24 protein-coding genes are annotated in these 26,515 nt (G+C 72.2%); 16 read left to right on the forward strand and 8 right to left on the reverse strand.

Annotated elements, in window-relative coordinates; genetic code table 11:
- Positions 1-179 precede the first annotated feature (179 nt).
- Genes NYZ95_RS15275 through NYZ95_RS15300 form a run of 6 tightly spaced genes read left to right on the forward strand, consistent with a single transcriptional unit; the run spans position 180 to position 7,467 of the window.
- Positions 180-1,568, forward strand: coding sequence for a uracil-xanthine permease family protein (locus NYZ95_RS15275; RefSeq protein ID WP_262852183.1), 1,389 nt, complete (start codon positions 180-182; stop codon positions 1,566-1,568).
- Positions 1,565-2,449: an FAD binding domain-containing protein gene (locus NYZ95_RS15280; protein WP_262852184.1), complete on the forward strand. Its 885-nt coding sequence runs from the start codon at positions 1,565-1,567 to the stop codon at positions 2,447-2,449. Before NYZ95_RS15275 ends, NYZ95_RS15280 begins: the two co-directional genes overlap by 4 nt.
- Positions 2,446-2,985: a (2Fe-2S)-binding protein gene (locus tag NYZ95_RS15285; protein WP_262852185.1), complete on the forward strand. Its 540-nt coding sequence runs from the start codon at positions 2,446-2,448 to the stop codon at positions 2,983-2,985. The genes NYZ95_RS15280 and NYZ95_RS15285 overlap by 4 nt, the downstream gene beginning before the upstream one ends.
- Positions 2,982-5,396 (forward strand): aerobic carbon-monoxide dehydrogenase large subunit, encoded by a 2,415-nt coding sequence (gene cutA / locus NYZ95_RS15290; protein ID WP_262852186.1) that lies wholly within the window; start codon positions 2,982-2,984, stop codon positions 5,394-5,396. Before NYZ95_RS15285 ends, cutA begins: the two co-directional genes overlap by 4 nt.
- Positions 5,393-6,052 (forward strand): SRPBCC family protein, encoded by a 660-nt coding sequence (locus NYZ95_RS15295; RefSeq protein WP_262852187.1) that lies wholly within the window; start codon positions 5,393-5,395, stop codon positions 6,050-6,052. The genes cutA and NYZ95_RS15295 overlap by 4 nt, the downstream gene beginning before the upstream one ends.
- Positions 6,049-7,467 (forward strand): amidase, encoded by a 1,419-nt coding sequence (locus tag NYZ95_RS15300; RefSeq protein WP_262852188.1) that lies wholly within the window; start codon positions 6,049-6,051, stop codon positions 7,465-7,467. The genes NYZ95_RS15295 and NYZ95_RS15300 overlap by 4 nt, the downstream gene beginning before the upstream one ends.
- Before the next feature lie 28 nt (positions 7,468-7,495).
- Here the strand turns inward: NYZ95_RS15300 and NYZ95_RS15305 are convergent, their stop codons facing one another.
- Entirely contained in the window at positions 7,496-8,131 is a 636-nt protein-coding gene (locus tag NYZ95_RS15305) for a TetR/AcrR family transcriptional regulator (protein ID WP_262852189.1), read from the reverse strand.
- 82 nt (positions 8,132-8,213) lie between these two features.
- Between NYZ95_RS15305 and NYZ95_RS15310 the strand changes: the two genes are divergently transcribed.
- Both NYZ95_RS15310 and NYZ95_RS15315 read left to right on the forward strand, forming a co-directional pair.
- On the forward strand, positions 8,214-9,191 hold the full coding sequence (locus tag NYZ95_RS15310) for a hypothetical protein (protein ID WP_262852190.1): 978 nt from the start codon (positions 8,214-8,216) through the stop codon (positions 9,189-9,191).
- Entirely contained in the window at positions 9,184-10,566 is a 1,383-nt protein-coding gene (locus NYZ95_RS15315; RefSeq protein ID WP_262852191.1) for a methyltransferase, read from the forward strand. Before NYZ95_RS15310 ends, NYZ95_RS15315 begins: the two co-directional genes overlap by 8 nt.
- Here the strand turns inward: NYZ95_RS15315 and NYZ95_RS15320 are convergent.
- The 3 genes from NYZ95_RS15320 to NYZ95_RS15330 form a co-directional block, all read right to left on the reverse strand.
- Complete coding sequence (locus NYZ95_RS15320; protein ID WP_262852192.1) at positions 10,461-11,066, reverse strand: TetR/AcrR family transcriptional regulator; 606 nt, start codon at positions 11,064-11,066, stop codon at positions 10,461-10,463. The genes NYZ95_RS15315 and NYZ95_RS15320 overlap by 106 nt on opposite strands.
- Complete coding sequence (locus tag NYZ95_RS15325) at positions 11,063-11,989, reverse strand: AMP-binding protein (RefSeq protein ID WP_262852193.1); 927 nt, start codon at positions 11,987-11,989, stop codon at positions 11,063-11,065. Before NYZ95_RS15325 ends, NYZ95_RS15320 begins: the two co-directional genes overlap by 4 nt.
- 73 nt (positions 11,990-12,062) lie before the next feature.
- Complete coding sequence (locus NYZ95_RS15330; protein ID WP_262852194.1) at positions 12,063-13,103, reverse strand: alpha/beta hydrolase family protein; 1,041 nt, start codon at positions 13,101-13,103, stop codon at positions 12,063-12,065.
- A gap of 142 nt (positions 13,104-13,245) precedes the next feature.
- Here NYZ95_RS15330 and NYZ95_RS15335 point away from each other — a divergent pair, with 142 nt between their 5' ends.
- From NYZ95_RS15335 to NYZ95_RS15350, 4 genes are all read left to right on the forward strand, one after another.
- A complete protein-coding gene (locus NYZ95_RS15335; RefSeq protein ID WP_262852195.1) occupies positions 13,246-15,408 on the forward strand; it encodes a hydantoinase/oxoprolinase family protein in 2,163 nt (720 codons plus the stop codon).
- Positions 15,405-17,348 carry a hydantoinase B/oxoprolinase family protein gene (locus tag NYZ95_RS15340; protein WP_262852196.1) on the forward strand — a complete coding sequence of 648 codons (1,944 nt, stop codon included), beginning with the start codon at positions 15,405-15,407 and terminating at the stop codon, positions 17,346-17,348. Before NYZ95_RS15335 ends, NYZ95_RS15340 begins: the two co-directional genes overlap by 4 nt.
- A 126-nt stretch (positions 17,349-17,474) precedes the next feature.
- Positions 17,475-18,206 carry a Rossmann-fold NAD(P)-binding domain-containing protein gene (locus NYZ95_RS15345; RefSeq protein ID WP_262852197.1) on the forward strand — a complete coding sequence of 244 codons (732 nt, stop codon included), beginning with the start codon at positions 17,475-17,477 and terminating at the stop codon, positions 18,204-18,206.
- Positions 18,203-18,841 carry a LysE family translocator gene (locus tag NYZ95_RS15350; protein ID WP_262852198.1) on the forward strand — a complete coding sequence of 213 codons (639 nt, stop codon included), beginning with the start codon at positions 18,203-18,205 and terminating at the stop codon, positions 18,839-18,841. Before NYZ95_RS15345 ends, NYZ95_RS15350 begins: the two co-directional genes overlap by 4 nt.
- Before the next feature lie 8 nt (positions 18,842-18,849).
- Here NYZ95_RS15350 and NYZ95_RS15355 read toward each other — a convergent pair whose 3' ends face one another.
- Positions 18,850-19,149, reverse strand: coding sequence for a DUF4333 domain-containing protein (locus NYZ95_RS15355; RefSeq protein ID WP_262852199.1), 300 nt, complete (start codon positions 19,147-19,149; stop codon positions 18,850-18,852).
- Positions 19,150-19,329: 180 nt separating this feature from the next.
- On the opposite strand from NYZ95_RS15355, the gene NYZ95_RS15360 reads away from it, so the two are divergent.
- Both NYZ95_RS15360 and bar read left to right on the forward strand, forming a co-directional pair.
- A complete protein-coding gene (locus tag NYZ95_RS15360; RefSeq protein ID WP_262852200.1) occupies positions 19,330-20,304 on the forward strand; it encodes a carbamate kinase in 975 nt (324 codons plus the stop codon).
- Between the two features lie 33 nt (positions 20,305-20,337).
- Entirely contained in the window at positions 20,338-21,441 is a 1,104-nt protein-coding gene (gene bar / locus NYZ95_RS15365; RefSeq protein ID WP_262852201.1) for a barbiturase, read from the forward strand.
- Between the two features lie 58 nt (positions 21,442-21,499).
- Here bar and NYZ95_RS15370 read toward each other — a convergent pair whose 3' ends face one another.
- The gene (locus NYZ95_RS15370; RefSeq protein WP_262852202.1) at positions 21,500-22,339 is read right to left on the reverse strand and encodes an alpha/beta fold hydrolase; all 840 of its coding nucleotides are present in this window, start codon (positions 22,337-22,339) and stop codon (positions 21,500-21,502) included.
- On the reverse strand, positions 22,336-23,094 hold the full coding sequence (locus NYZ95_RS15375; protein WP_262852203.1) for an SDR family NAD(P)-dependent oxidoreductase: 759 nt from the start codon (positions 23,092-23,094) through the stop codon (positions 22,336-22,338). Before NYZ95_RS15375 ends, NYZ95_RS15370 begins: the two co-directional genes overlap by 4 nt.
- Before the next feature lie 35 nt (positions 23,095-23,129).
- Between NYZ95_RS15375 and NYZ95_RS15380 the strand changes: the two genes are divergently transcribed.
- Positions 23,130-23,915 carry a ParA family protein gene (locus tag NYZ95_RS15380; RefSeq protein ID WP_262852204.1) on the forward strand — a complete coding sequence of 262 codons (786 nt, stop codon included), beginning with the start codon at positions 23,130-23,132 and terminating at the stop codon, positions 23,913-23,915.
- Positions 23,916-23,985: 70 nt separating this feature from the next.
- Positions 23,986-24,768 carry a L,D-transpeptidase gene (locus NYZ95_RS15385; RefSeq protein ID WP_262852205.1) on the forward strand — a complete coding sequence of 261 codons (783 nt, stop codon included), beginning with the start codon at positions 23,986-23,988 and terminating at the stop codon, positions 24,766-24,768.
- Positions 24,769-24,839: 71 nt separating this feature from the next.
- Here NYZ95_RS15385 and NYZ95_RS15390 read toward each other — a convergent pair whose 3' ends face one another.
- Positions 24,840-26,222, reverse strand: a complete 1,383-nt coding sequence (locus NYZ95_RS15390) for a DEAD/DEAH box helicase (protein WP_372500494.1) — start codon at positions 26,220-26,222, stop codon at positions 24,840-24,842.
- Between the last annotated feature and the right edge of the window lie 293 nt (positions 26,223-26,515).

The raw sequence follows: 26,515 nt of genomic DNA on the forward strand, positions 1-26,515 counted from the left end.
TAGCCGTGCTGTTTCCGGCACATGAACACGCAGAGCAAGGGGTGACAGCAGCCTGCCGGTTCAGTTGGCACTTTCGCACCATGCCGCGTGTCTCACGTCACTACTAGGGTCAGCCCATTGGACTGGGTGCGCTGACCGAGATCCCCCGGCGGCCCGCTCGCACACTCTGAGGAGACGGCATGTCGTTGTTCAAGTGGGACGTGGTGTACGGAGGCAAGACACCACCTCCCGGTCAAGCGGTCGGACCGCGTCAGCGGCTGAGCTGGGGCCGTACGGCCGGGCTCGGCGCGCAGCACGTGGTGGCGATGTTCGGCGCGACCTTCGTGTTCCCCGTGGTGATGGGACTCGATCCCAACCTCGCCATCATGTTCTCGGGCATCTGCACCATCATGTTCCTGCTCATCACCAACAACATGGTGCCGAGCTATCTGGGGACGAGCGCCTCGTTCGTCGCCGCCGTGGCCGCGATCCGTTCGCAGGGCGGTGACTCCTCCGACGTCACCGGGGCGATCCTCGTCGCCGGCCTCGTGCTCGCGGCGGTGGGCGTGGCGGTGCACTTCGCCGGGACCAAGTTCCTGCACAAGCTGCTCCCGCCCGCCGTGACCGGTGCCGTCGTCATGCTGATCGGCTTCAACCTGGCGCCGGTCGTCGCCGGCACCTACTGGCCGCAGGACCAGTGGATCGCTCTCCTCACGGCGACGTTCATGATCGGCGCGGCCGTCCTCCTCCCCGGCTTCTGGGGACGCATCGCCGTCTTCCTCGCGCTGATCTTCGGCTACCTGGTCTCGTGGCTCGCCGACCGGCTCTTCGGTCAGATCACCTCCTTCCAGCCCGCTGCCGGCGAGGAGGTCGCGCACTGGCGCGTCAACTGGGACGCGGTCGGTGACGCCGACTGGATCGGCTTCCCCAACAGCACGCTGGCCGACGGAGTCTCGGCCGTCCACGCGCCGAGCTTCAGCCTCACGTTCATCCTCCTCGTGCTCCCGGGTGTGATCGCGCTCATCGCCGAGAACACCGGCCACGTGAAGGCCGTCGCGGAGATGACGGGCGACGACCTCGACCCGTACATGGGCCGCGCGATCGGCGCGGACGGTCTCGCCACCGCGTTCGCGAGCGCGTTCGGCGGGTCGCCCACCACGACATACGCCGAGAACATCGGTGTGATGTCGGCGACGCGCATCTACTCGACCGCGGCGTACTACTTCGCCGCGCTGGTCGCGATCATCCTGGGCCTCTGCCCGAAGTTCGGCGCGATCGTCAACGCGATCCCCGGTGGCGTGCTCGGCGGCATCACGGTCGTCCTGTACGGCATGATCGGCCTGGTCGGCGCCAAGATCTGGGTCGAGAACCACGTCGACTTCGGCGATCCGGTCAACATCGTCGGGCTCGCGGCCGGGATCATCATCGGTGTCGGCAACGTGACCCTCGTCTTCACCGACGACTTCCAGCTCGGCGGCATCGCGCTCGGCACGATCCTCGCGATCGTCTACTACCACATGGTCGCCTGGAAACGTCCCCGTCAGCACACCTCCGACGAGGGTGCCGAGGAGGTGACGAGGCAGCTGTGAAGCCGGCACCGTTCTCCTACGTCCGACCGTCCACCCTCGACGAGGCGTTGGCCGTGCTCGCGGCCGACCCGCACGCGAAGGTGCTGGCCGGCGGCCAGAGCCTGGTCCCCCTGCTGTCGATGCGTCTCGCGCAGCCGAGCACGCTCGTCGACATCAACGGGCTCCCCGAGTTGGCCTACGTCCGGACCGACAAGGACGGTGTCCGCATCGGGGCGCTGGCCCGCCACGCCGACGTCGAGGCCGACGTCGACGCGTGGCGGGCGCAGCCCCTGCTGCGCCAGGCGCTGCGCCTGGTGGCGCACCCGACGATCCGCAACCGCGGGACGACCCTCGGTTCCGTCGTCCACGCCGACGCGGCGGCCGAGATGCCCGCGGTGGTGTCCCTCCTTGGCGGCACGGTGCTCGTCGCCTCGGTCGACGGACGCCGCACCATCGACGCGGCGGACCTGTTCGCCGGCCCGCTGGAGTCGACGCTCGCGACGAAGGAGGTCGCGCTCGAGCTCCAGGTGCCGGCGCTCGGCGCGCGTACGGGCTCGGCGATCGACGAGGTGACGCGCCGCCACGGCGACTACGCGCTGTGCGGCGTCGCGGCCCTCGTCTCCGTGAGCGAGAAGGGCGCGATCGAGACGGTGCGTGCCTCGTACCTCTCCGTCTCGCTGACGCCGCTGGTCCTCGACCTCTCCGAGGCGTTCGCCGACGGCACGGCCAGCGAGGCCAACCTCGACGCGGCGGTCGAGATCGCGACCGCAGGCGTTGACCCCGAGACCGACATCCACGCGACAGCCGACTACCGGCGCCACCTCGCGGGCGTGCTGACCCGCCGCGTCGTGCGCGATGCGTACGCCCGCGCCGTCGCCCCCGACCCGGAGGGAGCCCGATGACCCGCCAGCCCGAGGTCCTCGCGCCCGACGCCCTGCACCACGTGAGCTTCACCGTCAACGGCGCGGCGTACGAGATCGACGTGCCGGCCCGGCGGCTGCTCTCCGACGCGCTGCGGCACGACATCGGCCTGACCGGCACCCACGTGGGGTGCGAGCACGGCGTGTGCGGGGCGTGCACGGTCCTCGTCGACGGACGTCCGATGCGCGCGTGCCTGCTGCTCGCCGTGTCCGTCCAGGGCGCCTCGTTGACCACGGTCGAGGGGCTCACCGAGTCCGGTGACCGGCTGGGGCCGGTGCAGCAGGCGTTCAAGGAGTGCCACGGGCTGCAGTGCGGCTTCTGCACGCCCGGGTTCCTCACTACGATCACGGCCGGCCTCCGCGACAACCCCGACCCGACGGAGGAGGAGGCGCGCGAGATGGTGGCCGGCAACCTCTGCCGGTGCACCGGCTACCAGAACATCGTGAAGTCCGTGCTGCGCGCCGCCGAGATCGGGCGCGAGGGCGGGACCGCTGAGGCCGGCGGCGGTGAGGCATGACGACGAAGTCCTTCGGTGAACGCGTCGCCCGGGTCGAGGACGAGCGGTTCCTGCGCGGCAGGGGCCGCTACCTCGACGACCTCGCGCCGGACGCGCTGCACGTCGCCGTCCTGCGCTCGCCGCACGCCCACGCCCGGATCCTCGACATCGACGTCGACCCGGTGCTCGACCTGGACGGCGTCGTCGCGGTCTACACCTACGACGACCTGACCGGCGCGATGGCCGAGCCGCTGCCGCTGCTCATCCCGCACCCGGACCTCACCCACGGGCGCACGCAGTACGCGCTGGCGAAGGACGAGGTGAACTACGTCGGTGAGGCGATCGCGATGGTCGTCGCCGCCGACCGCTACGTCGCCGAGGACGCGGTCGGGCGGATCGGGGTCGCGTACGAGGTGCTGACCCCGGTCGTCGGGCTCGACGCGGCGCGCGCCGCCGAGCACCTCGTCCACGACGACGTCCCCGGCAACCTCGCCGCGACGTCGACGCAGGCCACCGGTGACGCGAGGGCGGCGATCGGGCGCGCTCCGCACCGCCTCGCACTCGACCTCGACGTCGAGCGGAGCGCCTGCACGCCGATGGAGGGCCGCGGCACGGTCGCGAAGTGGGACACCGACAACGGCCGCCTCGAGGTGTGGTCGTCCACCCAGACGTCGACCGGCGTCCGTGCGGCGATCGCCGCGAAGCTCGGCCTCGACCTCTCCGTCGTCGACGTCATTACCCCCGACGTCGGGGGAGGGTTCGGCGTCAAGGTCGTGCACCCCTGGCCCGAGGAGGTCCTCGTCCCGATGGCGGCGATGGCACTCGGCCGCCCCGTGAAGTTCACCGAGGACCGCCGCGAGCACTTCGTCTCCGCCGCCCACGAGCGGGCCCAGCAGCAGCACGTCGAGGTCGGCTTCGACGACGAGGGCCGCATCCTCGGTCTCGACGTCGAGATCTGGCACGACCACGGCGCCTACATCCCGTACGGCCTGATCGTCCCCATCATCACCACGACGCAGCTGCTCGGCCCGTACAAGCCGCCGGTCTACTCGGCGACGTTCCACAGCCTCTACACCAACACGGTCATCGTCACGCCGTACCGCGGAGCCGGGCGCCCGCAGGGCGTGTTCGCGATGGAGCGCACGATGGACGCGATCGCCGCGTACCTCGGCAAGGACCGCACCGAGGTGCGGGCGGTCAACTTCATCCAGCCCGACGAGTTCCCGTACGACCAGGGGCTGATCTTCCAGGACGGCAAGCCGCTGGTCTACGACTCCGGCGACTTCCCCCAGATGCTCGACAAGCTCAAGGCGCTGGTCGGGTGGGACGAGTTCGCGTCGTTCCGCGACCAGATGCGCGCTGAGGGTCGACGGGTCGGCATCGGCATCGGCTGCTATGTCGAGGGCACGGGGGTCGGCCCGTACGAGGGCGGCCACATCCAAGTCGAGACCACCGGCAAGGTCAAAGTGTCCACCGGGCTGACGACCCAGGGGCAGGGCCACCAGACGGCGTTCGCGCAGATCGTTGCCGACGAGCTGGGGGTGCGCTTCGAGGACGTCGAGGTCGTCACCGGTGACACGCGCCGCATGCCGTACGCCGTCGGCACGTACGCCTCGCGCGCGGCGGTCATGAGCGGCTCGGCTCTGGCGCTGACGGCTCGGTCGGTGCGGCGCAAGGCGTTCGAGCTGGCTGCCGAGGCGCTCGAGGCGAACGTTGACGACCTGGAGATCGCCGACGGTGTCATCTCGGTGAAGGGTGCCCCGGGGGCGCAGGTCGCCCTCGGCACGCTCGCGGTGCTGAGCAACCCGCTGCGGTACGCGTTCGACGAGGCGAGCAAGGCGGCCACGCAGTTCTCTGTCGGCGACCCCGACAAGGTCCCTGTGCCCGAGGGCACCTCGCCGGGGCTGGAGAGTCGCGACTTCTACTCACCGCCGCGCTCGACGTTCGCCTCCGGCATGCACGCGGTGATCGTCGAGACCGATCCCGAGACCGCCGAGATCACGATCCTCAAGTACGCCGTCGTCCATGACTGCGGGCGCCTGATCAACCCGATGATCGTCGAGGGTCAGATCCACGGCGGTGTCGCGCAGGGCGTGGGTGGCGCGCTGTACGAGCGGATGGCCTACGACGAGCACGGGCAGCTCCAGAACGCCTCGTTCATGGACTTCCTCATGCCGTACGTGACCGAGGTGCCGCAGACGATCGACGTCGACCACCTCGAGACGCCGTCCCCGCTGAACCCGCTCGGCATCAAGGGCGCGGGCGAGGCTGGCGTGATCCCGAGCGCGGCGGTGTTCGCGTCGGCGATCGAGGACGCCGAGGGGCTCACGATCACGCGGATGCCGATCTCGCCGAGCGAGCTGTACGACCTGCGGCGCACGCGCGCAGGCTCTGACGAGGCGGCAGTCGCCGCTGTGGAGGGAGACTCATGAAGGTTGCCGGACAGGCAGTGCTCAACGCCCCAGTGGACGCGGTCTGGTCCGCGCTGCTCGACCCGTCGGTGCTCGTCCGTACGATCCCGGGCTGCGAGGTGCTCGAGGCGACCGGCGACAACGCGTACGCCATGACCGTGAGCGCCGGCGTGGCGTCGATCCGCGGGACGTACGCGGGGACGTGCACGTTGAGCGACCTTGTCCCGCACCAGTCGCTCGTGATGCGTGCCGAGGGGGCGGGTGCTCCCGGGACGGTCGCGGCCGACGTCGCCGTCCGGTTCTCCGACAACGGCGACGGCACGACCGGGGTCGCCTACGACGCGGACGCGGTGGTGGGCGGCATGATCGGCGGCGTCGGGCAGCGGATGTTGACGGCGGTGAGCAAGCGGATGGCCGGCGAGTTCTTCGGCGCGGTCGACGAGGCGATCGCCTCGCGTGGTGCCGTGGACGGCGCGCCGTCGACGGCCGTCGCCGAGGAGCCCGCGACGGCCGCGTCCGCTCCGGCGGTCGGCCAGCGCTTCACGGCCGCAGCGCCCGGGCCGGCCGGCGGGCGGGCCGGATCAACCGACGACTTCCTCAAGGGTGCGGTCGTCGGCGGTGTCCTGGTGCTGGCCGGCGTGATCGTCGGAGGGCTGTTCGGCCGCCGGTCGCGATGATCGACGTCTACAGCAGCGCGCGGGCGATGGCGCAGGCCGTCGCCGCGCGCGAGATCTCCGCACGCGAGCTGCTCGCCCTGCACCTGGCCCGCATCGGGGAGGTGAACGGCACGGTCAACGCGCTCGTCTCGCTCGACGAGGAGCGGGCGTACGCGCAGGCGGCCGCGGCCGACGAGCGTACGACGTCCGGCGAGCCGCTCGGCCCGCTCCACGGCCTCCCGTACGCGGTGAAGGACACCCATCACGTCGCGGGGTGGCGGACGACGTTCGGCTCGCCGGTGCTCGCCGACCACGTCGCGACCTACGACGAGCTTGTCGTGGAGCGCGTCCGCGCGGCGGGCGCGGTGGTCGTCGCGAAGTCGAACACGCCCGAGTTCGCGTCGGGGTCGCACACCTTCAACCCGGTGTTCGGGACCACGGTGAACCCGTACGACACGGCCCGTTCCGCGGGCGGGTCGAGCGGGGGTTCGGCGGCTGCGCTGGCGGCCGGGATGGTGCCGCTCGCCGACGGCTCCGACATGGGCGGATCGCTGCGCAACCCGGCGTCGTTCTGCAACGTGGTCGGGCTGCGGCCGACGTGGGGGAGGGTCCCGACGTGGCCCACCTGGAACCTGTGGGAGACCGTCTCGGTGCAGGGACCGCTCGCGCGCGACGTCGGCGACCTCGCGCTGCTGCTCAGCGTGCTCGCCGGTCCCGACCCGCGCGTCCCGACGGCGGACTCCACGGCCGGAGAGGTGTTCCGTGACGTGCGTCCGGCATCCCTCGCCGGGGTGCGGGTGGCGTTGTCGGTCGACCTCGGGGGCGCGTTCGAGGTCGAGGCCGCTGTCGCCGACGTCGTACGGGCGCAGGCGGGCGTGCTCGAAGCGGCCGGCGCGCGCGTGGAGGAGGCGTGGCCGGAGCTGCCGGAAGCGGAGGCGACGTTCCGTACGCTGCGTGCCTGGCTGATGGAGTACACGCTCGGTGACCTCCTCGGCAGCCGTCCCGACGACTTCAAGGAGTCGCTCGCGGACAACATCCGAGCGGGTGCTCCGTTGAGCGGGCACGACGTGGCCGCCGCGTACGCCCAGCGGACGGTGCTTGCCGAGAAGGCGCGGGAGTTCTTCACGCGCTACGACGTGCTCGCGCTGCCGGTGAGCCAGGTCCCGCCGTTCCCGGCCGACCAGGAGTTCCCGCAGACGATCAACGGCCGCGCCCAGGAGACGTACCTCGACTGGATGCGCGCGGCGTTCCTCATCACCGTCACGGGTTGTCCCGCGGTCAGCGTCCCTGCCGGGTTCACCGAGGACGGCCTCCCGGTCGGCCTGCAGCTCGTGGGCCCTGCGGGGTCGGAGCACCGGCTGCTCGCGCTCGCACGCGCGTACGAGGAGCTGGCCGGGGCCGGGATCGGCGTCGGAGGTCCGCGACCCGCGCTGTGACCGTACGGGCGCGCGGGTGACGAGCGGCTCAGGCCTTCCGTGACGTGCGCGAGCGGGTCGGCATGCGCATCGTCAACAGCTTCGCGCGGGGCGCGATCCGCCGGGCCAGCGCGAACACGCCCTCGGTGCGGGACTGGTCGGCGTCGATGACCGAGAAGAGGTTGACGCCGAGGTAGAACGTGATCGCCGCGTTGGCGACCTCCCGCGCGGGCAGCAGTCGGCCGAGCGGGGTGCCGCCGGCGACCCGCTCCCAGCTCTCTTCGACGAAGCCGACCCAGGGCTCCGCGCGCTCGGTGATCGCCGTCCGCAGCTCCGGTTTGGTGACGGCGGCGGCCACGAGCTCGCTGAACAGGGCAAGGGAGCCACGCTCGAGGTCCGAGCGGTAGATCTCCTGCGCGGCCGCCACGAGCTCCTCCACCGTGCGCGCCCCTTCCACGGTCTGGCGGTGACGCGCCATCCGCTCGTCGGACGCCCGGTCGAGGGCGGCGAGGAGCAACGGGTCGACGCCGCCGAAGTGGTAGAAGACCAGCGCCGAGTTGACCCCGGCCTCCGCGGCGAGGACGCGCGCGGACGTGCCGGCGTACCCCTTCTCGCGGAGGACGACGTCAGCGGCGTCGAGCAGCCGTCGACGCGTGTCCTCGCTGTCCTGACGCTTGCCCGCCATGCGACCCCTTCCGTCAATGCTGGCTTTCATCATATGCTTTAACCACTCGATTAAAGTTGAGCTCCTCGAGAGGCGGTCACCGATGGACCCCTTCCCAGACCCGCATCCTCCGGACGAGGGCGACGGTCCGCCCTCGCGCGGCGGTCGCGCGCGACTCCTCCTGGCCGGCATCGTCCTGGCGCTCTTCGTCGCGATGCTCCTCGCCGAGGCGCTCGGCAGCGCGGGACTTGCGCAGACGTCGTTGTTCTACGTGGGGATCCCCGCCGTGATCGCGCTGAGCGTCATCTTGACGGCGAGGCCGAAGAGCGCCGTCGGCGTCGCCCTCGCGACCACCACCGTCGGACTCGCGCTCGCGGGCCCTCTCCTCGACGAAGGCGTCGTCTGCCTGGTCGTGGCCGCGCCACTGTTCTACGGCGTCGCGACCCTCATCGGGCTCGTCGTCCAGTCGGCCCGCGGGAGCGCACACCGCGCCTTGGTCGTCGCCCCGTTGCTCGCGCTCGTCGCCCTCGAAGGGATCGGCGGCCTCACGCTGCTGCCTCGCGACGACGTGGTGGGGGCGAGCGTCGTGGTCGCTGCGGCCCCCTCTCGCGTCGAAGCCGCGCTGGCCGCGCCGCCGCGCTTCGGTCCGTACGAAGCGGTCTTCCTGCGTGCGCTGCCGTTCCCGGAGCCGGTGTCCGCGCGCGGGCGCGGCGTGGACGCCGGAGACACGCGACTGATCACCTTCACCCCTCGCCGCAGTCTCGGCCTCAGGGCGAGACCGACCCCTCGGACGATGGAGCTGCGCGTCGCGGAGTCGACGCGCTCGCCGGAGGGCGGCCGCATCGTCTTCGAGGTGACCGCCGACTCGACGCTTGCCCGTTGGCTCGACCTGCGCCGCGCGGTCGTCACCTGGTCAGCGGTGCCCTCCGGAACGCAGATGACCTGGCGTCTGGACTACGCCCGGACGTACGACCCGTCGTGGTACTTCGGGCCGGTCCAGCACCGGGCCGTCGGGCTCGCCGCCGCCTACCTGGCTGAGACGTTCGCTGACGCCGCGGAGGAGGCGGAGGCGGATGGGTGATCCGTCGGTCGTCCGGGCCGTCGGCCTCGGCGTCCCTGTCCTCGCCACGGTCGCGCTCGCAGTCTGGCGGCAGCCCGACGCCCGGCGCCTCGCGGCGGTTCTCGTCGCCACCGCGTGGGCAGCGGTCGCGCTCATCCCGGTCAATCTCCTCGCCCTCGACGTCGGCTGGTGGACGTTCGACGCCGAAGGCGCCGTCTGGCGCGGGATGCCGGTCGATCTGTGGCTGGCGTGGGCGCTGCTGTGGGGAGCGGTGCCTGCGCTGGTCGTTCCCGCACTGTCGCCGTGGGTGGTCGGCGCGACGCTGGTGTGGGGCGACCTGGCCTTCATGCCGTGGGGCCGCCCTGTCGTGCAGCTCGGTGAGGGATGGCTCGTCGGGGAGGCGGTCGCCGTGCTCGTCGCGCTCGTCCCGGCACTCGCGCTCGCGTCCTGGTCGCTCGGCCGACGCCACGTCGTGGCGCGGGCCTGGGCCCAGGCGTGGTGTGCGGGGGCGGTGTTCGTCGGGGGCCCGTTGCTCGTGCTGGAGGCGAGCCCTCAGGGACCGGGCTTCGTCGTCGGCGCCGGGCTGCAGGTGGCGCTCGTTGTGGTGCTCCCCGCCGTCGCCGCGATGCGCGAGCTCGCCCAGGTCGGGAAGGGGACGCCCCTCCCGTACGACCCGCCGACGCGGCTGGTCACCTCAGGGCCGTACGCCTACGTGCGCAACCCGATGCAGGTGTCGATGACCCTGCTCTTCGTCGTCCTCGCCGCCGTGTGCGCAGAGCCGGTGCTGCTTGTCGGCGCGCTGGCGACGGTCGCGTATTCCGCCGGGTTGGCTGCCTGGCACGAGGGCAGGCAGCTGGAGGCGGCGTTCGGTGTCCGGTGGCGCGCGTACCAGGCGAGTGTCCCGGCCTGGGTGCCCCGCTTGCGCCCGTACGCCGGCCGCGAGGCGACGCTGTACGTTGCCGCTGACTGCGCGATGTGCACCGGGCTCGCTCGGTGGCTGCGGGAGCGCAGCCCTGTTGCCCTCACCCTGCGCCCTGCCTCCGAGCATCCCGACGTGCTCTGGAGGATCACCTACGAGGCGGACGGCGTGCGCGCGCAAGGGGTCTTCGCGTTCGCCCGCGCCCTCGAGCACCTTCACCTTGGCTGGGCGATGACCGGCTGGGGGCTGTCGCTCCCGGGCGTTCGGCACTTCGCTCAGCTCGCCGCCGACGCCTTCGGCGCCGGTCCCCGACCCTCGCGCGGACGGGGAGAGCCGTGCGGCGCGGTCGGGGGGATCGCGCCGCACGGCAGTCAGGGTGAGGCCGGCGCGCCGCTGCCCAAGGCGTTGCGCCAGATCTGGTCGGTCGTCGCGGTGAGCGTGTCCAGGTCGAGGTCGTCGCCGAGCACGAAGGCGTAGTAGGCGAGGTGCGAGACCATCCCGTCCAGCGCGCGTGCGGTCGGGTACGGGTCGAGGGACGGGTCCGCGAGGCCCCGCGCCTGCATCTGCGCGATTACGGCCGCCGTCTTGCGCGCGAGGGCCTCGCCGCGGCGTCGCCTGACCTTGCGGAAGGCCGGGTCGACGGCAGCGACCTCCTCGAGGACGAGCATGAGCGAGGCGTTGCGCCGGTAGTTTTCGAAGTACTGGCGGTGTCCCTCGGCCAGCTCCTTGAACGGGTCGGCGGCGTCGGGGTCCAGGCGCGGGACGATCACCTCGCGCTGAGCCTCGTACAGGACCGCCGACAGGATCTCGGCCTTGCTCGCGAACCACGTGTAGAACGAGCCGGTCGCGCAGCCCGCCTCTCGGGTGATGTCGACGATGCGGGAGTCGGTGAAGCCGTCGCGCTCGAAGACCGTGCGGGCAGCCGCGACGAGGGCAGTACGGGTGCGCGCGCCGCGCGCCGTCGTGGGCACGGTCATGCGGAGACCGCCGCCGGGCCGAACGTCTGGGGCGACCCGTGGTCCGCGTGGAGGCGTACGCTGAACCGCTTCTCGAACGCCCAGGCCACCTCGACGGGGACCGCGGCCCCTCCGGTGCTGGCGAGGCGGACGTCGGCGAAGTCGTTCCGGGTGGCAGGCGTGTCGCCGCGCAGCACCGCGCACCACGTGCTCGGGAGGGCGGAGACGATGCTCAGCTGGTCGTCGCGGACCCTCGCGACGAGTCCCTGCGGGTCGAAGGGGTGGAGGAGGGAGAACGCGGTGCCGGCTGAGATCGCCACGTGCATGACCAGCTGGCCGAACACGTCCGACAGTGGCAGCGCGGTGCCCGCGCGGTCGTCCTCGTCGAACCCCCAAGCATGTGCGGCCGCGTCGGCGGTCGCGGCGACGGAGGCGAGGGAGAGCCTGGCGGAGGTCGGACGGCCGTCGGTGCCGGACGGTGGCACGATCAACGCCGTCGCCTCGTCAGGTAGGTCGACGGGGGCGAAGACGCGCTCCCGGACGTCCCAGGTCTCGAGCGGGCCGAGGCGCCAGAACGGCAGGTCGCTGGTGAGGGCGATCCTCTCGGCGACGTCGGCGCACTCGTGCCAGGCGACGACGAGGCGGACGTCGGCGTCGTCGACGGCGTGCCGTGTCTCGGACGCCGTCGCTCGGGGGTGCACGGTGAGCAGCGTGGCGCCCGCCGCGGCGAGACCGTAGGAAGCCGCGACGAGCTCGGGGACGTTCGGAGCGACGAGGAGGACCCGGGCGCCCGGTGCGAGGCCCGCCCGCCGCGCCCGCGCGGCGAGGGCGGCCGCGGCGTCACGCAGCGCGCCGAACGTGAGGTCGTACCCGGACGCGCGGACGGCGACGCGGTCGGGCTCGGAGAATGCGTGGGCGAACACGGCGTCGGCGAGGTTGCTCACGGTGACTCCTCACAGGATGTGACCGGCGTCACGCGACGCTACATGAATCCAGATTCAAGTACAAGGTCGGTGCTCACAGCCGCGCGCCCAGGAACCTCACCGTCTCGCGCATCATCGCGTCGCCCTGCTCGCCGTCCACGCCATGACCCGCGCCCTCGTACCAGCGCACAGTCACGTCGACCCCGGCCTCCCGCATCCCCGCCGCGGCGCGGAGCGTCCACTCCGGCGGACACGTGGTGTCAGCGGTGCCGTGGTGGATCAGGACCGGCTCCGTCACCCGGTCGAAGAAGGACGAGGCCGACAGGTCCTGCCAGGTCGGGGCGTCCGGGGCGGGCGTGCCGTACGTCTGGGCGACCGCGGCCAAGCGGGGACCGCGCCCTTCGTCCGGCCGGGTGAGGATCTCCACGTTGTCCACGGCGTCCGCGCTCATCGGCGAGAGCAGGACGGCAGCGGAGACGAGGCCGGGACGCGTGGCCAGCACGTTGTACGCGACGCCGCCACCCAGCGAGCGCCCGACGAGACCGATGCGGTCCCGGTCCACCGCGCGCAGGCCCGCGCGGCGCAGCGCGACCACGGCGTTGATGACGTCGACGGTGTAGCCGAGCCGCAGCTCCGCGTCGTTGTGCGGATCGGTGTCGGAGCGTCCGTGGCCGCGGTAGTCCGGAGCGAGCACCACGTACCCCGCACGGGCGAGGTAGTCGCGCGCACTCGCCAGCGAGCCGCCGGTCCGGTACGCGTCCGGGTGCCGGTAGCCCCGGGCGACCACCACGGCGGGTGAGCGTCGTGCCCCGTGCGGCACCTGGAGCACGCCGGAGACACGGAACTCCTCGGAGCGATAGCTCACCTGGTACGTCGTGTAGGCGTCGGTGACCTCCACGACCCGCTCGCGTCGCAGGTCGCTGCCGTTGTCGGGGGTGCGCATGAGCATCGGGAGGGTGCGTTCGTGCCGCACCGGCGGCAGCGGCGGCATCGACACGGGGGCCTCTGCGTCGTCGCTCTGCGACGCGTCAGCGGCGACGGCGCCGGCGGCGGGAAGGGCGTTCTGCGGGGCGAGGCCGCAGCCGCTGAGGAGCACCGCGAGCGCGGCGACGGCGGGGAGGATCGTACGGAGCACCGGACCATGATGGCGGGCCGGTCGCGGTGGCTGTCAGGTAGTGCCAAGGTTCGTCGAACCGGTCCGGCGACGTTCGCCGTGGGGAGTGTCGGCGCCGTGCGTTGGAATCGAGAGGCAGCCCCCCACACCGCCGAGGAGCACCATGACGCCACGCCCGACTCGAGCAGGGCACTTCCGCATCGGGATCGACACCGGAGGCACGTTCACCGACGTCGTCGCCTTCGACGAGGCGACCGGCGAGATGCTGACCACGAAGACGCCGTCCACGCCGGCGGACCCCGCCGAGGGTTTCCTCGCGGGGATCGACAAGGTGCTCTCGCTGGCCGGCTACCCGTCAGGTAGCGGCGAGGCGATCTCGGCGGTTTCGCACGGCACGACCGTCGCGACCAACCAGCTCCTCGAGGGCAAGGTCGACCGTCTGGGTTTCATCACCAACGCCGGGTACGAGGCGGTGCTGGAGATCGCGCGCCAGTCGGTCCCGGACGGCTACGGCAACTCGTACTTCTGGGTGAAGCCCGACCGCATCGTCGCGCGCGACCTGGTCAAGGGTGTCGAGGGCCGCATGACCTGGACTGGCGAGGAGATCGCGCCCTTCGACGTGGAGGGGGCCCGCGAGGTGGCCCGGTGGTTCCGGGCCCAGGGGATCGACACACTGGGCGTCTGCCTGCTCCACAGCTACGCCAACCCGGCCCACGAGGAGGAGATGAGGCGGATCCTCTCCGAGGAGCACCCCGACGCGGTCGTCTCGATCTCGTCGGAGGTGCTGCGCGAGTACCGCGAGTACGAGCGCTCCATGACCACCCTCGTCGATGCCGCCGTGAAGCCGAAGGTGTCGGCGTACGTCCGCCGCATCGCCGAGCGGCTGGCGACGTTCACCGGGGCGGACGAGGGGGCGACCACGCGTGTGCCGTTCTACGTCATGAAGTCGAACGGCGGGGTGCTCTCAGCTGCCGAGGTGGTGCACCAGCCGATCACGACGGTGCTGTCCGGTCCCGCGGCGGGCGCACTCGGCGCGGCGCTGGTCGCGTCCGTGGCCGGGTTCGACCGGGTCCTTACGTGTGACGGTGGCGGCACCTCGACCGACGTCTCGGTGGTCGTCGACGGCGAGCCGACGCTCACGACGGAGGGGACCGTCGGCGTCTACCCGAGCAAGATCCCGATGATCGACGTCGTCACCGTCGGCGCCGGGGGCGGCTCGATCGCCTGGCTGTCGCCCGAGGGCACGCTCAAGGTGGGCCCGCAGTCCGCCGGAGCCGACCCGGGGCCGCTCTGCTACGCCAAGGGCGGCACCGAGGTGACGATCACCGACGCCCACGTCGTGCTCGGCCGGATCCCTCCGCACCTGCTCGGCGGCGAGATCCCGCTCGACGTCGACGCCTCCCGCAGGGGCTTGGAGGACCTCGCCGGCAAGCTAGGCCTGAGCATCGAGGAGGCTGCCGACGGCGTCCTCGAGATCTCCGCCTGGAACCAGGCCAACGCGCTGCGCCAGATCACCGTCAAGCGCGGGCTCGACGTCCGCGACTTCACCCTGACGACGTTCGGCGGGTCGGGCTCGCTGCTGCTGTGCCGCCTGATGGACATCTTGTCGATCCCGACCGTCCTGGTCCCCCCGAACCCCGGCAACGTCTCGGCGTTCGGACTGCTGACGGTCGACGTCAAGAACGACTACGTGCAGACCGCCGTCCGGCTGGCGAGCGAGCTCGAGGCAGCCGAGGTCGAGGGCCTGTACAACGGCCTCGCCGCGCAGGCCGCCTCGGCCCTCGACGCCGAGGGCTTCGGACCCGACGAGCAGCGCTTCGTCCGTACCGCCGACCTGCGCTACTTCGGCCAGGCCTTCGAGGTACGGGTGCCGGTGCCCGACGGCCCGCTCGACGACGCCGTCCTCGCGGGGGTCGCCGACACGTTCCACGCCGAGCACCGTGCGCTCTACGGCTACGACTTCGCCGGCGACACGAGCCAGCAGGTCGAGTGGGTGAACCTGCGGGTGTCCGGCATCGGTCCGATCCAGCGGCCGATGATCCGCGAGCGCGCGCTGGAGCCGACAGGCGCGCCGCCGCGGCCCCGTACGACACGGCCCGTGTGCTTCGCGCCGCGCGAGGGCTTCGTGGAGACGGCCGTCTTCGACCGGCCCGACCTGGCGCCGGGGCAGGAGATCGCCGGCCCCGCCATCGTCGAGGAGTTCGGCTCGACCATCCCGATCCACCCCGGGTTCGTCGCCCGCATCGACGCCTACGACAACGTCGTCGTCACCCGCGAGGGCCACGCCCCCGCGCACGACGCCTCCACGAAGGGGAACCCGCAGTGACCGAGTCCCGCAAGGCGCCGACCCAGTTCCCGTTCGGCACGCTCACCGACGACGCGGGAGCGAGCGCCGACCCCGTCGTCGTCGAGATCGTCCAGGGCAGCCTGGCCTCGATCGAGCACGAGGTCGAGACCGCGATCGCCCGGACCTCGCGCTCGCCCATGATCCGCGACGCGCACGACTTCCGCGCGGGCATCCACGACCGCCTGCTGCGCAAGCTGACCGGCCGCTCGTACTCCGCGCTCGTTCATCCCGTGGCGCGGGACTTCCCGCTCGACGAGATGAGGCCCGGCGACGTCTTCTTCCACAACGACGTCTACGAGTCGGAGGGCGGGATCGGCCACCTTCCCGACCTCTGCGTCACCGTCCCCGTGTTCGCCGGGGCTGGCCCCGACGGCGACGGCGAGCCGCGCGTGGTCGCGTTCATCCAGGCCTTCGGTCACCACGACGACATCGGCGGCGCGGTTCCGGGGTCGATGCCGAGCCACGCGACGAGCGTGTACGAGGAAGGGTTGGCCGTCCCGCCGATCAAGCTGTGGGACGCCGGCGTCCCCAACCGTGCGGCGCTCACGATCATGACCCGCAACTCGCGCATGCCGGAGTCGCTCGCCGCCGACCTCGACGCCGAGTGCTCCGCCTGCCTGATGGGAGCGCGCCGGCTCGGCGAGCTCTTCGACCGGTACGGCGTGGACGTCGTCGAGGCCTGCTTCGACGCGATCATCGACCGCACCACGCAGACGTACAAGCGCGAGATCCTCGCCAAGATCCCGGTGGGCACGTGGGTCTGGGAGGACTACGCCGAGCACGACGGCGTCGACGAGCCGCGGCTGCACACGCAGCGCATCACCCTGACCCGTACCCCCGCGGACGACCCGGAGGGCGAGCGCGTGATCCTCGACTTCGCCGGGACCTCCCCGCAGGCGAAGGGGCCGATCAACCACTGCGGCGACTACTCCGACGGCGTCTTCCTCAAGAAGTGGCTCGCGCCGATCCTGCGCAACCTCGCCGACACCCCGGAGCGGATGGCCGAGCTGGACGTCAACGAAGGGGTGGTGCCGCTGATCGAGATGCGCTTCCCGCCGAAGGGCACGCTGCTCACGCCGGAGTTCCCGGCGCCGACCAACGCCCGTACGTTCGTGATCCTGAGGCTGCTCGGCGTCCTCGCCGGCGTCCTGGCCAAGGCGGTCGACGGCAAGATGCCGGCCGACCAGGAGACGATCCGTTACACCGGCGTGTACGGCACGGACCTCGCCGGGCGCCCGTACCTCATGCGAGAGGTGCTCGGCGGCGGGTCCGGCGGCCGCTACTACGCCGACGGCGAGGACACGATCCACGTCGTCCCGGACTCGCGCAACCTGCCGACCGAGTTCACCGAGTCACGCTTCCCGTTCGTGGTCGAGTCGCTGTCGCTGGCGACGGACTCGGGCGGTCCGGGCAAGTTCCGTGGCGGGCTTGGCTACGAGAAGCGGCTCCGGATGCTCGCCGACGCGCACTTCATGTCGATCGCCGACCGGTCGATCCTCGCGTGCTGGGGGGTCAACGGCGGACTCGCCGGTCGGCCGTTCGAGGTCGTCATCGACGCCGGCGGCCCCCACGAGCGAGTGGTGGACGCGCTCGCCGACGCGGAGCCCGTCCGCGCGGGAGAGACGATCCGCATCCGGACCACCGGCGGCGGTGGATGGGGGGATCCGCTCGAGCGCGATCCCGAGAGCGTCGTGCGCGACGTCCGCTGGGCGAAGGTCTCTCCGCAGGGCGCGCGCGACGACTACGCGGTCGTCTTGACCGGCAGCGGCGACGACCTCGGGTACGACGCGGACGCCACGACGGCGCTGCGGGCCGAGCGGGTCGCGGCACGCGGCGAGGGCGAAGTGTTCTTCGACCGCGGGCCGGGATACGCCCGGCTGGCCGGCGGCGCCGCGCACGCCGCCGTCGACGTCCGGTGACGTGAGGTGGCTGGTCGAGGAGCCCGAGCCCCTGGGCGAGGGCGCATCGAGACCCGCCCCGTCGCCGTCCTCGGAGCCTCGGGCAAGACCGGCACGCACGTTGTCTCGTCCCTGAGGACGCGCGGCGTGCCGGTCCGCCCGCTGGGGCGCCATGACCTCGCCGATCCGGTCGCCGCGTTCGACGGCTGCGCTGCCGCCTACCTCATCGCCCCGAACCTCCATCCCGACGAGCCCGCCCTCGTCGGGGGATGGATCGAGGCGCTGCGGGCGGCCGGAGTCGCGCGCGTCGCGTACCACTCGGTCGCGTGGCCTTACGCCCCGGCGATGCCGCACCACCTGGCGAAGGCCGTGACAGAGGACCTCGTACGCCGTAGCGGGCTCGCGTGGACCGTCCTCCAGCCGTGCGCGTACGTCCAGAACCTGCTCCCCGGGCTCCGCGGCGACGACCCGGCCATCCGCGTCCCGTACGCGGTGGAGCGGCCCTTCGGGCTCGTCGACCTCGTCGACGTCGGGGAGGCCGCCGCTGTCGCCCTCACCGAGGACGGCCACGTCGGCGCGACGTACGAGCTCGGCGGACCCGCGCTCGTCTCCCTCCACGACGTCGCAGGCGTCGCGTCAGACGTCCTCGGTGTGCCCGTCGCTGCCGAGCGTGTCGATCCCGAGGAGTGGGCCGCGGGGCCGGGAGCACCGCACGATCCGCGCGAGCGTGACTGGCTGCGGGCGATGTTCGCTTCCTACGACGCGTACGGGTTGCCGGCCGGCGGCGCCGCGCTGGGCGCCCTGCTCGGCCGGGCCCCGTACGAGCTGCGGACGACGCTGGTCCGCGAGCTCGGCGCTGGGCGTACCATCCCCTCATGATCCACGCGCACGACGTCGTCGCCTTCGCGGTCGCGGCGGCCCTGCTCATCATGATCCCGGGGCCGAGCGTACTCTTCACGATCAGCCGCGCCATGGTGCTGGGCCGTAAGGCCGCGCTGCTCAACGTCGTGGGCAACGCCGGTGGCGCCGCCGTCCAGATCATCGCGGTCGCGGCCGGTCTCGGTGCCCTGGTCGCCCAGTCGGTCGCCGCGTACACCGTGGTCAAGTGGGTCGGCGCCGCGTACATCGTCTACCTGGGCGTCCAGGCAATCCGGCACCGCCGTGCGGGCGACGAGATCGACGCGGCGACGCCTCAGGTCGCACGGGCGTCCCGCGTCCTGCGGGAGGGGTTCGTCGTCGGGCTCACCAACCCGAAGACGATCGTGTTCCTCGTGGCGATGCTCCCGCAGTTCGTGGCGCGCGAGCTCGGTGCCGTGCCGCTGCAGATGCTGGTCCTCGGCGCCGTTTTCGTGGCGCTCGCCCTGGTGATGGACAGCCTGTGGGCGCTGGGCGCGGGCGCCGCTCGCGACTGGTTCGCGCGGTCCCCGCAGCGGATGCAGCGCCTGCGCGGTGCCGGCGGGAGCATCATGGTCGGCCTGGGCGTCAGCCTGGCGGCCGGTGGCCGTCCCGACTGACGCGTCGATCAGCCCTCGTCGAGGGCGAAGTCCAGCTTCGCGACGCCGTTCTTGAGGCTGACCACGCGGACGGTCATGCTGAACTTCTTGTCGCTGCCGTTCGGGTCGGACAGCTGGCAGCTCATCGAGGCGCCCTCGCGGGACTCGAGATCCCCTGGGCAGTCCACGATCGGTGCGAGGCCGATCTGCTTGCCCATCGCCTCGGACGCCTTCGCCTCGACCGCCTTCTGGGGCATCGGAGCATGCCCGCACGCGGTAAGGATCACGAGCGCGACGGGCGCGAGCGCGGCGGCAGGACGGAGACGCATGCGGACAGGGTAGAGGGCCGACGCACGCGGCGGTGAGCACGGTCCCACCGGCGTCGTCGCGGTGGGACCCTGCTCACCGCTTGGGCGGAGGGTGGGTCGGCAACACCTCACGAGCAGGACGCGGTTCCTTGGCGAACTTCGCCAATGCCGAGCGAATGGGCCGCCACCTAGATTCGACGCATGCGCCTCGTCATCGCCCTCGGCGGCAACGCCATGACCTCCGCCGACGGGTCGGCCCGTCCGGAGGACCAGCGCGAGGCGATCCAGTCCGCGATGCGCAGCGTCGCCGACCTCGTCGAGGCCGGGCACCAGGTCGTGCTCACCCATGGCAACGGGCCCCAGGTCGGCAACCTCCTGCTCAAGAACGAGATCGCCGCGGACGTGGTTCCGCCGGTCCCGCTCGACTGGTGCGTGGCCCAGACGCAGGCGACGATCGGCCGCCTGATCCTCGACGCCCTCGACGACCAGCTCGCGCAGCGCGGCCACGCCTCACGTACGGCCGTCCTCGTCACGCGGACGGTCGTCGATCGCGACGACCCCGGATTCCTCGTCCCCACCAAGCCGATCGGCCGGTACGCCACCGGCGAGGAGGCGGCAGCGATGCGCGCCCACGGGCAGCACTGGGTCGAGGTGCCCGGGCGCGGCTGGCGCCGGGTCGTCGCCTCCCCGGAGCCTCGCGAGATCCCTGAGGTCGCCACCGTCCGCGCACTCGTCGACGAAGGCCTCGTCGTGGTGTGCGCCGGTGGCGGCGGCATCCCGACCGTACGCGACGGCACCTCGTACGTCGGGGTGGAGGCCGTCATCGACAAGGACCTCACCGCAGCCCTGCTGGCGGCCCAGGTCGGCGCCGACCTCCTCGTCATCGCGACCGACGTGGACGCGGCGGTCGTCGGGTTCGGGACGCCTCAGGCCGAGCCGGTCGGCGCCGTGGGGGTCTCCGAGATCCGCAGGCTCGCGTCGACCGGAGCCTTCGGCGCCGGCTCGATGGGACCGAAGGTCGAAGCCGTCGCCCGGTTCGCCGCCCACACCGGGCGTACGGGCGTCATCACGTCCCTGCCCCACATCGGCGCTGCCGTCGCCGGGCGTACGGGCACCCGGGTCGGGCCCGACCCTGCGACGTCCGACACCGCACCCACCGACCGTCTCCCCGCCTGACAGCCCACGTCCACCCCACCCGAGAGGATGCCCATGCCAGCAGCGATCGAAGTACGCAAGGTCCCGATCCACTCCGTCGCCGACGCCAGCGAGCTCGAGAAGCTCATCGCCGACGGCGTGCTGGAGGCCGACCGCGTCATCGCGATCATCGGCAAGACCGAGGGCAACGGCGGGGTCAACGACTACACCAGGATCATCGCCGACCGAGCGTTCCGCGAGGTCCTCGTCGCGCAGGGGACGCGGTCGGCCGAGGACGTCAAGCAGGTCCCGATCGTGTGGTCCGGCGGCACCGACGGAGTGATCAGCCCGCACGCCACGATCTTCGCGACGCTGCCCGACGACGCCGTCGAGGTGACCGACGAGCCCCGCCTCAGCGTCGGGTTCGCGATGAGCGACGTGCTGCTGCCCGAGGACATCGGGCGCACGGCGATGATCGAGAAGGTCGCCGACGCCGTCAAGGTCGCGATGGAGCGCGCCGGCATCACCGACCCGGCGGACGTCCACTACGTCCAGACCAAGACGCCGCTGCTCACGATCGACACCATCCGTGACGCCAAGTCGCGCGGCAAGACCGTCTGGACCGAGGACACCCTCGCCTCGATGGACCTCTCCAACGGCACCACGGCGCTCGGCATCGCCGTCGCCCTCGGCGAGATCGAGATGCCGACGGACGACGACGTCCTGCACGACCGCTCGCTCTACTCCTCGGTCGCGTCCTGCTCGTCCGGTGTCGAGCTCGACCGGGCGCAGGTCGTCGTGGTCGGCAACGTCCGGGGCATCGGCGGGCGCTACCGCATCGGCCACGCCGTGATGGAGGACGCGCTCGACGCGGACGGGATCTGGGACGCGATCCGCTCCGCCGGGCTCGAGCTGCCGGAGCGCCCGCGCACGAGCGACCTCGCGGACCGTCTGGTCAACGTGTTCCTCAAGTGCGAGGCGAGCCAGGACGGCATGGTCCGCGGGCGGCGCAACGCGATGCTCGACGACTCCGACGTCCACTGGCACCGCCAGATCAAGGCGGCCGTCGGTGGCGTGACGGCAGCCGTCACCGGAGACCCGGCGGTCTTCGTGTCGGTCTCGGCTGCTCACCAAGGCCCGGACGGCGGCGGCCCGGTGGCCGCGATCGTCGAGGCCTGACCCCTCCGTACGGGTGGCGTGACCGCGGGGGTGGGTCACGCCATCCGGACGCCCGTCCTCAGCGCTCGGCGCGGGCCCACGCCCGCACCAGGAAGTCGACCGTGGCGGCAGGCTGGTCCACCGCGACGGAGTGGCCCGCGGCCTCGATGACCACGACCTCGGTGCCGAGCCGCTCGGCCATCCGGTCCTGCACCACGAACGGCCACGCGTCGTCGTCGCTCCCGCGCCCGACCGCCACCGGCACGTCGGTGGCCGCCAACGCGTCGACCTGGTCGGGAGCCTCGAGCAGGTGGGCGGCGATCGCCGTCAACGACTCGGGCGCGCTCGCGAGGAACCGGCGCCGGAGGAAGCCGCGGATCTCGTCGGGCACGTCGAAGGCGGTGTGCTGCTGCTCGAAGACCACCTCGAGCCCCACCGTCGGGACCGCGGTGAGGAACGCCCGCAGCATGCGCACCTGGGCCGGCTCGCCCGCCAGCGCCTGCACACCAGGATCGTCGAAGCCAGCCGGGCCGGAGCAGAGCAGCGCGAGGCTCCGCCAGGCCGAGGCGTCGTCGAGCACCGCGTGCTGAGCGACCAGGCCGCCGAAGGAGTGACCGACCAGGTGCGAGCCCGCGTACGGGGCGAGCGCCTCCTGGACCGCGAGCGCGTCGGCCGCCAGGCCCCGCAGCGAGTAGTCGTCGTCGGGCTTGCCGGCCGTCTCGAACTGGCCGCGCTGGTCGTACGAGGTGGCGTGCCAGCCGGCCCGTGCGAGCAGCGGGAGCACCAGCGCGAAGTCCTCCTTGCTGCCGGTGAACCCCGGGACGAGCAGGACGTGTCCGCGTCGAGGGGTGCCGCTGGGGACCGGGGCGTCGAGGACCGCGAACGTCCCGCGGGCGGTCGCCAGCATCCGCGGAGTCACTCGGCGACCTTTCGACCGCGCTTCGCGACCGCGGCGACGATCCCCGCCGGCGCGTACTGGGCGACCGTCGTCAGCACCTTGTAGCGGACGGTCGGAACCGAGACTGCCTTGCCCTTCTCGAGGTCGCGCAGCGCCCCGCGGACCTGCTGGTCGGTGGTCGTCCACATCCACCCCGGCACGTCGCTCGGGTCGACCCCCATCCGCTGGTGGAACTCCGTACGGACGAAGCCGGGGCACAGCACGGTCGTCACGATGCCCTCCGGCGCGAACTGGATGTTCATCCAGCGGCTCAGGTTGACGATCCACGCCTTGTGGGCCGAGTACGTGCCGCGCGGGGTGAACGCCGCCACGCTCGCGACGTTCAGGATCCGCCCGGACCGACGCGGCCGCATGACGTCGAGCGCCGCCGCCATGAGGTCCATCGGCGCCTTGACCATCAGGTCGAGCTGGGAGTCCTCGTCGGCGATGTCGGTGTCGCCGAAGAACTTCCCGATCGACGAGCCGGCGTTGTTGACGAGCAGGTCGATGCGGTGCTCGTGCACGGCGTCGACGACACGCGCCACACCGTCGCGCGTCGACAGGTCGGCGGGCACGACGTGGACCGTACGGCCGCGTGCGCGCAGCTCGGTGGCGAGGGCGTCCAGCCGCGCCTCGTCACGCGCCACGAGCACGAGGTCGTCACCCCGCGCGGCCAACGTACGGGCGAACGTCAGGCCGAGGCCGGATGTGGCGCCGGTCACGAGAGCGAGAGACATGGGCAGATCCTCGCAGATCATGAAGAATGGCCGGCGTGACACCTCACACCTCGGACGCGCCGGGCGGCACGCGTGTCCTGGCCGTCGCCAACCAGAAGGGAGGCGTCGCCAAGACCACGACGGTCGCGTCCCTCGGTGCGGCGCTCGCCCAGCGCGGCAAGCAGGTGCTCCTGGTCGACCTCGACCCGCAGGCGAGCCTCACGTTCTCGCTCGGCGTGGACCCCGAGGAGCTCGACCTCTCCGTCCGCGGGGTGCTGCTCGGCGAGAAGGATCCGAGCGACGTCATCGTGGTGACCGACGAGGCCGTCCACCTCCTGCCGTCGACCATCGAGCTCGCGCAGGCGGAGGAGACGCTCGCGACCCGCACCGGCAGGGAGCAGCGGCTGCGCGTCGCGCTGGAGACGGTCGCCGGCGACTACGACTGGATCATCCTCGACTGCCCGCCGTCCCTCGGTGTCCTCACCGCCGCTGCACTCACCGCGGCGACGGACCTGCTGATCCCCCTGCAGTGCGAGACGCTCGCTCACCGCGGGGTCGGTCAGCTCCTCGACACCGTCCACGACGTACGCACCTTCACCAACCCGGACCTGCGCATCCTCGGCGTCCTCCCGACGGCGTACGACGGTCGTACGAAGCACGCGCGCGCCGTGCTCGACGCGATCACCACGTCGTACGAGCTGGCTGTCGTCGAGCCGCCGATCCCGAGGACGGTGCGCTTCGCGGAGGCGCCCGCGTACGGGCAGTCGATCCTGCGGACGGCGGCGAAGCACCGCGGTGCGCAGGCGTACCGCGAGGTCGCCGACGCGCTCCTCGCGACGTGAGCGCAACCGGTCGCGAGAAGTCGTCGTCCCCCTCTATCTGCGCGACCCTGCGACCACGTACGCTGGCGGCGTGACCGCGCGCCGTGACCGTCCTGTGATCTCTGGGGGACGACACAGCGCAACGCGCTCCCGACGCCCTCGCTGGCGTCGGTGGGGTGCCGCTCTCGTGGTCGCCGGGCTCGGAGCGAGCGCGGTCGCCTACTCCGACGAGGCGCTGCCGCTGCTGCCGATCGGCGCGCCCGCCCGCTCCGCCGACGCGACCCCGCTCGCGGGCGACGTGCCGTACGCCGCAGGGGTGTCGGCGTACCCGCCCGAGGCTCCTCCGGTCGCTGCGGCGCAGGTCGCTCCGGACCCGTCGCGCAGCGCGGTGCGCCCCGCGACTCCGTCCGCCGGCACGGCGGCACCTGCCGGCACCGTCGCGTCGGCCGGCGCGCGTACGACTGCCCCGCCGGTGCCGGCCCGGTCCGGCAAGGGACGCCGCGTCGTCTTCTCGATGAGCGAGCAGCGCGTCTGGCTGGTCCGGGGGAGCGAGCGCGTCGCGCGGACGTACGCCGTCTCCGGCAGCAAGCACGACAACCTCGACCCCGGCACGTACGAGGTGTTCTCACGCTCCCGGCACGCGACGTCGTACGACTTCGGCAGCACCATGGAGTACTTCGTGCGGTTCACCCGTGGCGAGAACGCCCCGATCGGCTTCCACACGATCCCCGTCGACGACGACGGCAAGCCGCTCCAGACGCGCGCGGAGCTCGGCACCGCGCTGTCGTCGGGGTGCGTACGCCAGTGGCGCAAGGACGCGATCGCGCTGTGGGAGTTCGCGCCGATCGGCACGACGGTGGTCGTCGTCGCCTGACGCGCACCGTTGGTACGCCAGTGGTCACCGGCGCGAGACCGGTGACCACTGAACGACCGACGCGACGAGGCTTACGCGTTGTCGCCTGACGGGCGACGGCGGCGGCGACGCCGACGTGGGGCGCCGCCCTCTGCCGCGCCCTCGGCGGTGGGGGCGTTCGTCGACTCGGCACCGGCGTCGGCACCGGCGTCGGCCTGGGCCGGGGCGTCACCGACCGGCTTGCCGCCGCGCGTGCGGGTGCGGTTGCGACGCGTACGCGCGGGACGCTCGCCGTCGCGCTCCGTACGCTCGCCGCGGGCCGGGCGGTCGGCCTTCGGCGCCGGCGGTGCCGGCGGCTTGAGGCGGCCGGTCACGTCGGCCGAGATGCCGAGGTCGTGGAAGAAGTGCTCCGACGTCGAGTAGGTCTCGACCGGCTCGTCGAACGGCAGGCCGAGGTCCCGGTTGATCGTCTTCCAGCGCGCCACGTCGGCCCAGTCGACCAGCGTGATCGCGTTGCCGCTCTTGCCCGCGCGGCCGGTACGACCGATGCGGTGCACGTACGTGCTGGAGTCCTCGGGGCAGCTGTAGTTGATGACGTGCGTGACGTCCGCGACGTCGATGCCGCGGGCGGCGACGTCGGTCGCCACGAGGGCGTCGACCTTGCCCTCGCGGAACTTCGCCATCGCCTTCTCGCGCGCGATCTGTGCCATGTCGCCGTGCAGCGGCGCGGCGTTGAAGCCGCGCTCGGCGAGATCGTCGGCCAGTCGCTGGGCGGCACGCTTGGTCCGCGTGAACACGACCGCGCGGCCGAAGTCGTCGGACTGCATGATGCGCGCGACGATCTCCGGCTTGTCGAGGTCGTGGGCCTGGTAGACGAACTGGGCGGTCGCCGGCACCATCGCCGAGTCCGTGCTGGACTCCGCCCGGATGTTGACCGGGTGACGCATGTGCGTCCGGGCCAGGGCGACGATCGCGCCAGGCATCGTGGCCGAGAAGAGCATCGTCTGGCGCAGCTCCGGCGTACGGGCGATGAGCGCCTCGACGTCGGGGAGGAACCCGAGGTCGAGCATCTCGTCGGCCTCGTCGAGCACGAGCGCCTTGACGTGCGAGAGGTCGAGCGCCTTGCGCTTGGCCAGGTCCAGCAGGCGGCCCGGCGTGCCGATGACGATCTCGACGCCGGTCTCGAGCGCGTCGAGCTGCGGCTCGTACGGGACACCGCCGTAGACGGTCAGCACCCGCGTGCCCCGCTTGGCGGAGGCGGCGGAGACGTCGGCCGAGACCTGGAGCGCGAGCTCACGGGTCGGGGCGACGAGCAGCGCCTGCGGCTTGCCGGGCGCGGAGAGCATCTCGAACTCGGGGTCGTGCGGGGCGACGGTGCGCTGCACGACGGGGATGGCGAAGGCCAGCGTCTTGCCCGTACCGGTACGGGCCTGTCCGATCAGGTCGTTGCCGAGCAACGCGATGGGGAGAGTCATCTCCTGGATCGGGAAAGCGTCGGTGATGCCCTGGTCCTCCAGGGCTTCGGCGATCTCGGGGAGAACGCCCAGGTCTTTGAACGTGGTCAGGGGTCTACTCGTTTTCTTTGTCGTTCGTGCCGCGCATCTTTGGCGGCTTGGTCTCCTGTGGCCGACCGCGGTGCACGACCCGGGGGGACGACACCTGCGCACGGCCGCGCGGCCCGGCGACTGCTCGTGGGTCACGCACGGGTGGTGCGTGGTCCACGCCTGGGCACTACCACTCTATCCCCTCGGCCCTGAGCAGACGGGCA

This window comes from Mumia quercus (genome assembly GCF_025506335.1).
In the GTDB taxonomy this organism is placed as follows: domain Bacteria; phylum Actinomycetota; class Actinomycetes; order Propionibacteriales; family Nocardioidaceae; genus Mumia; species Mumia quercus.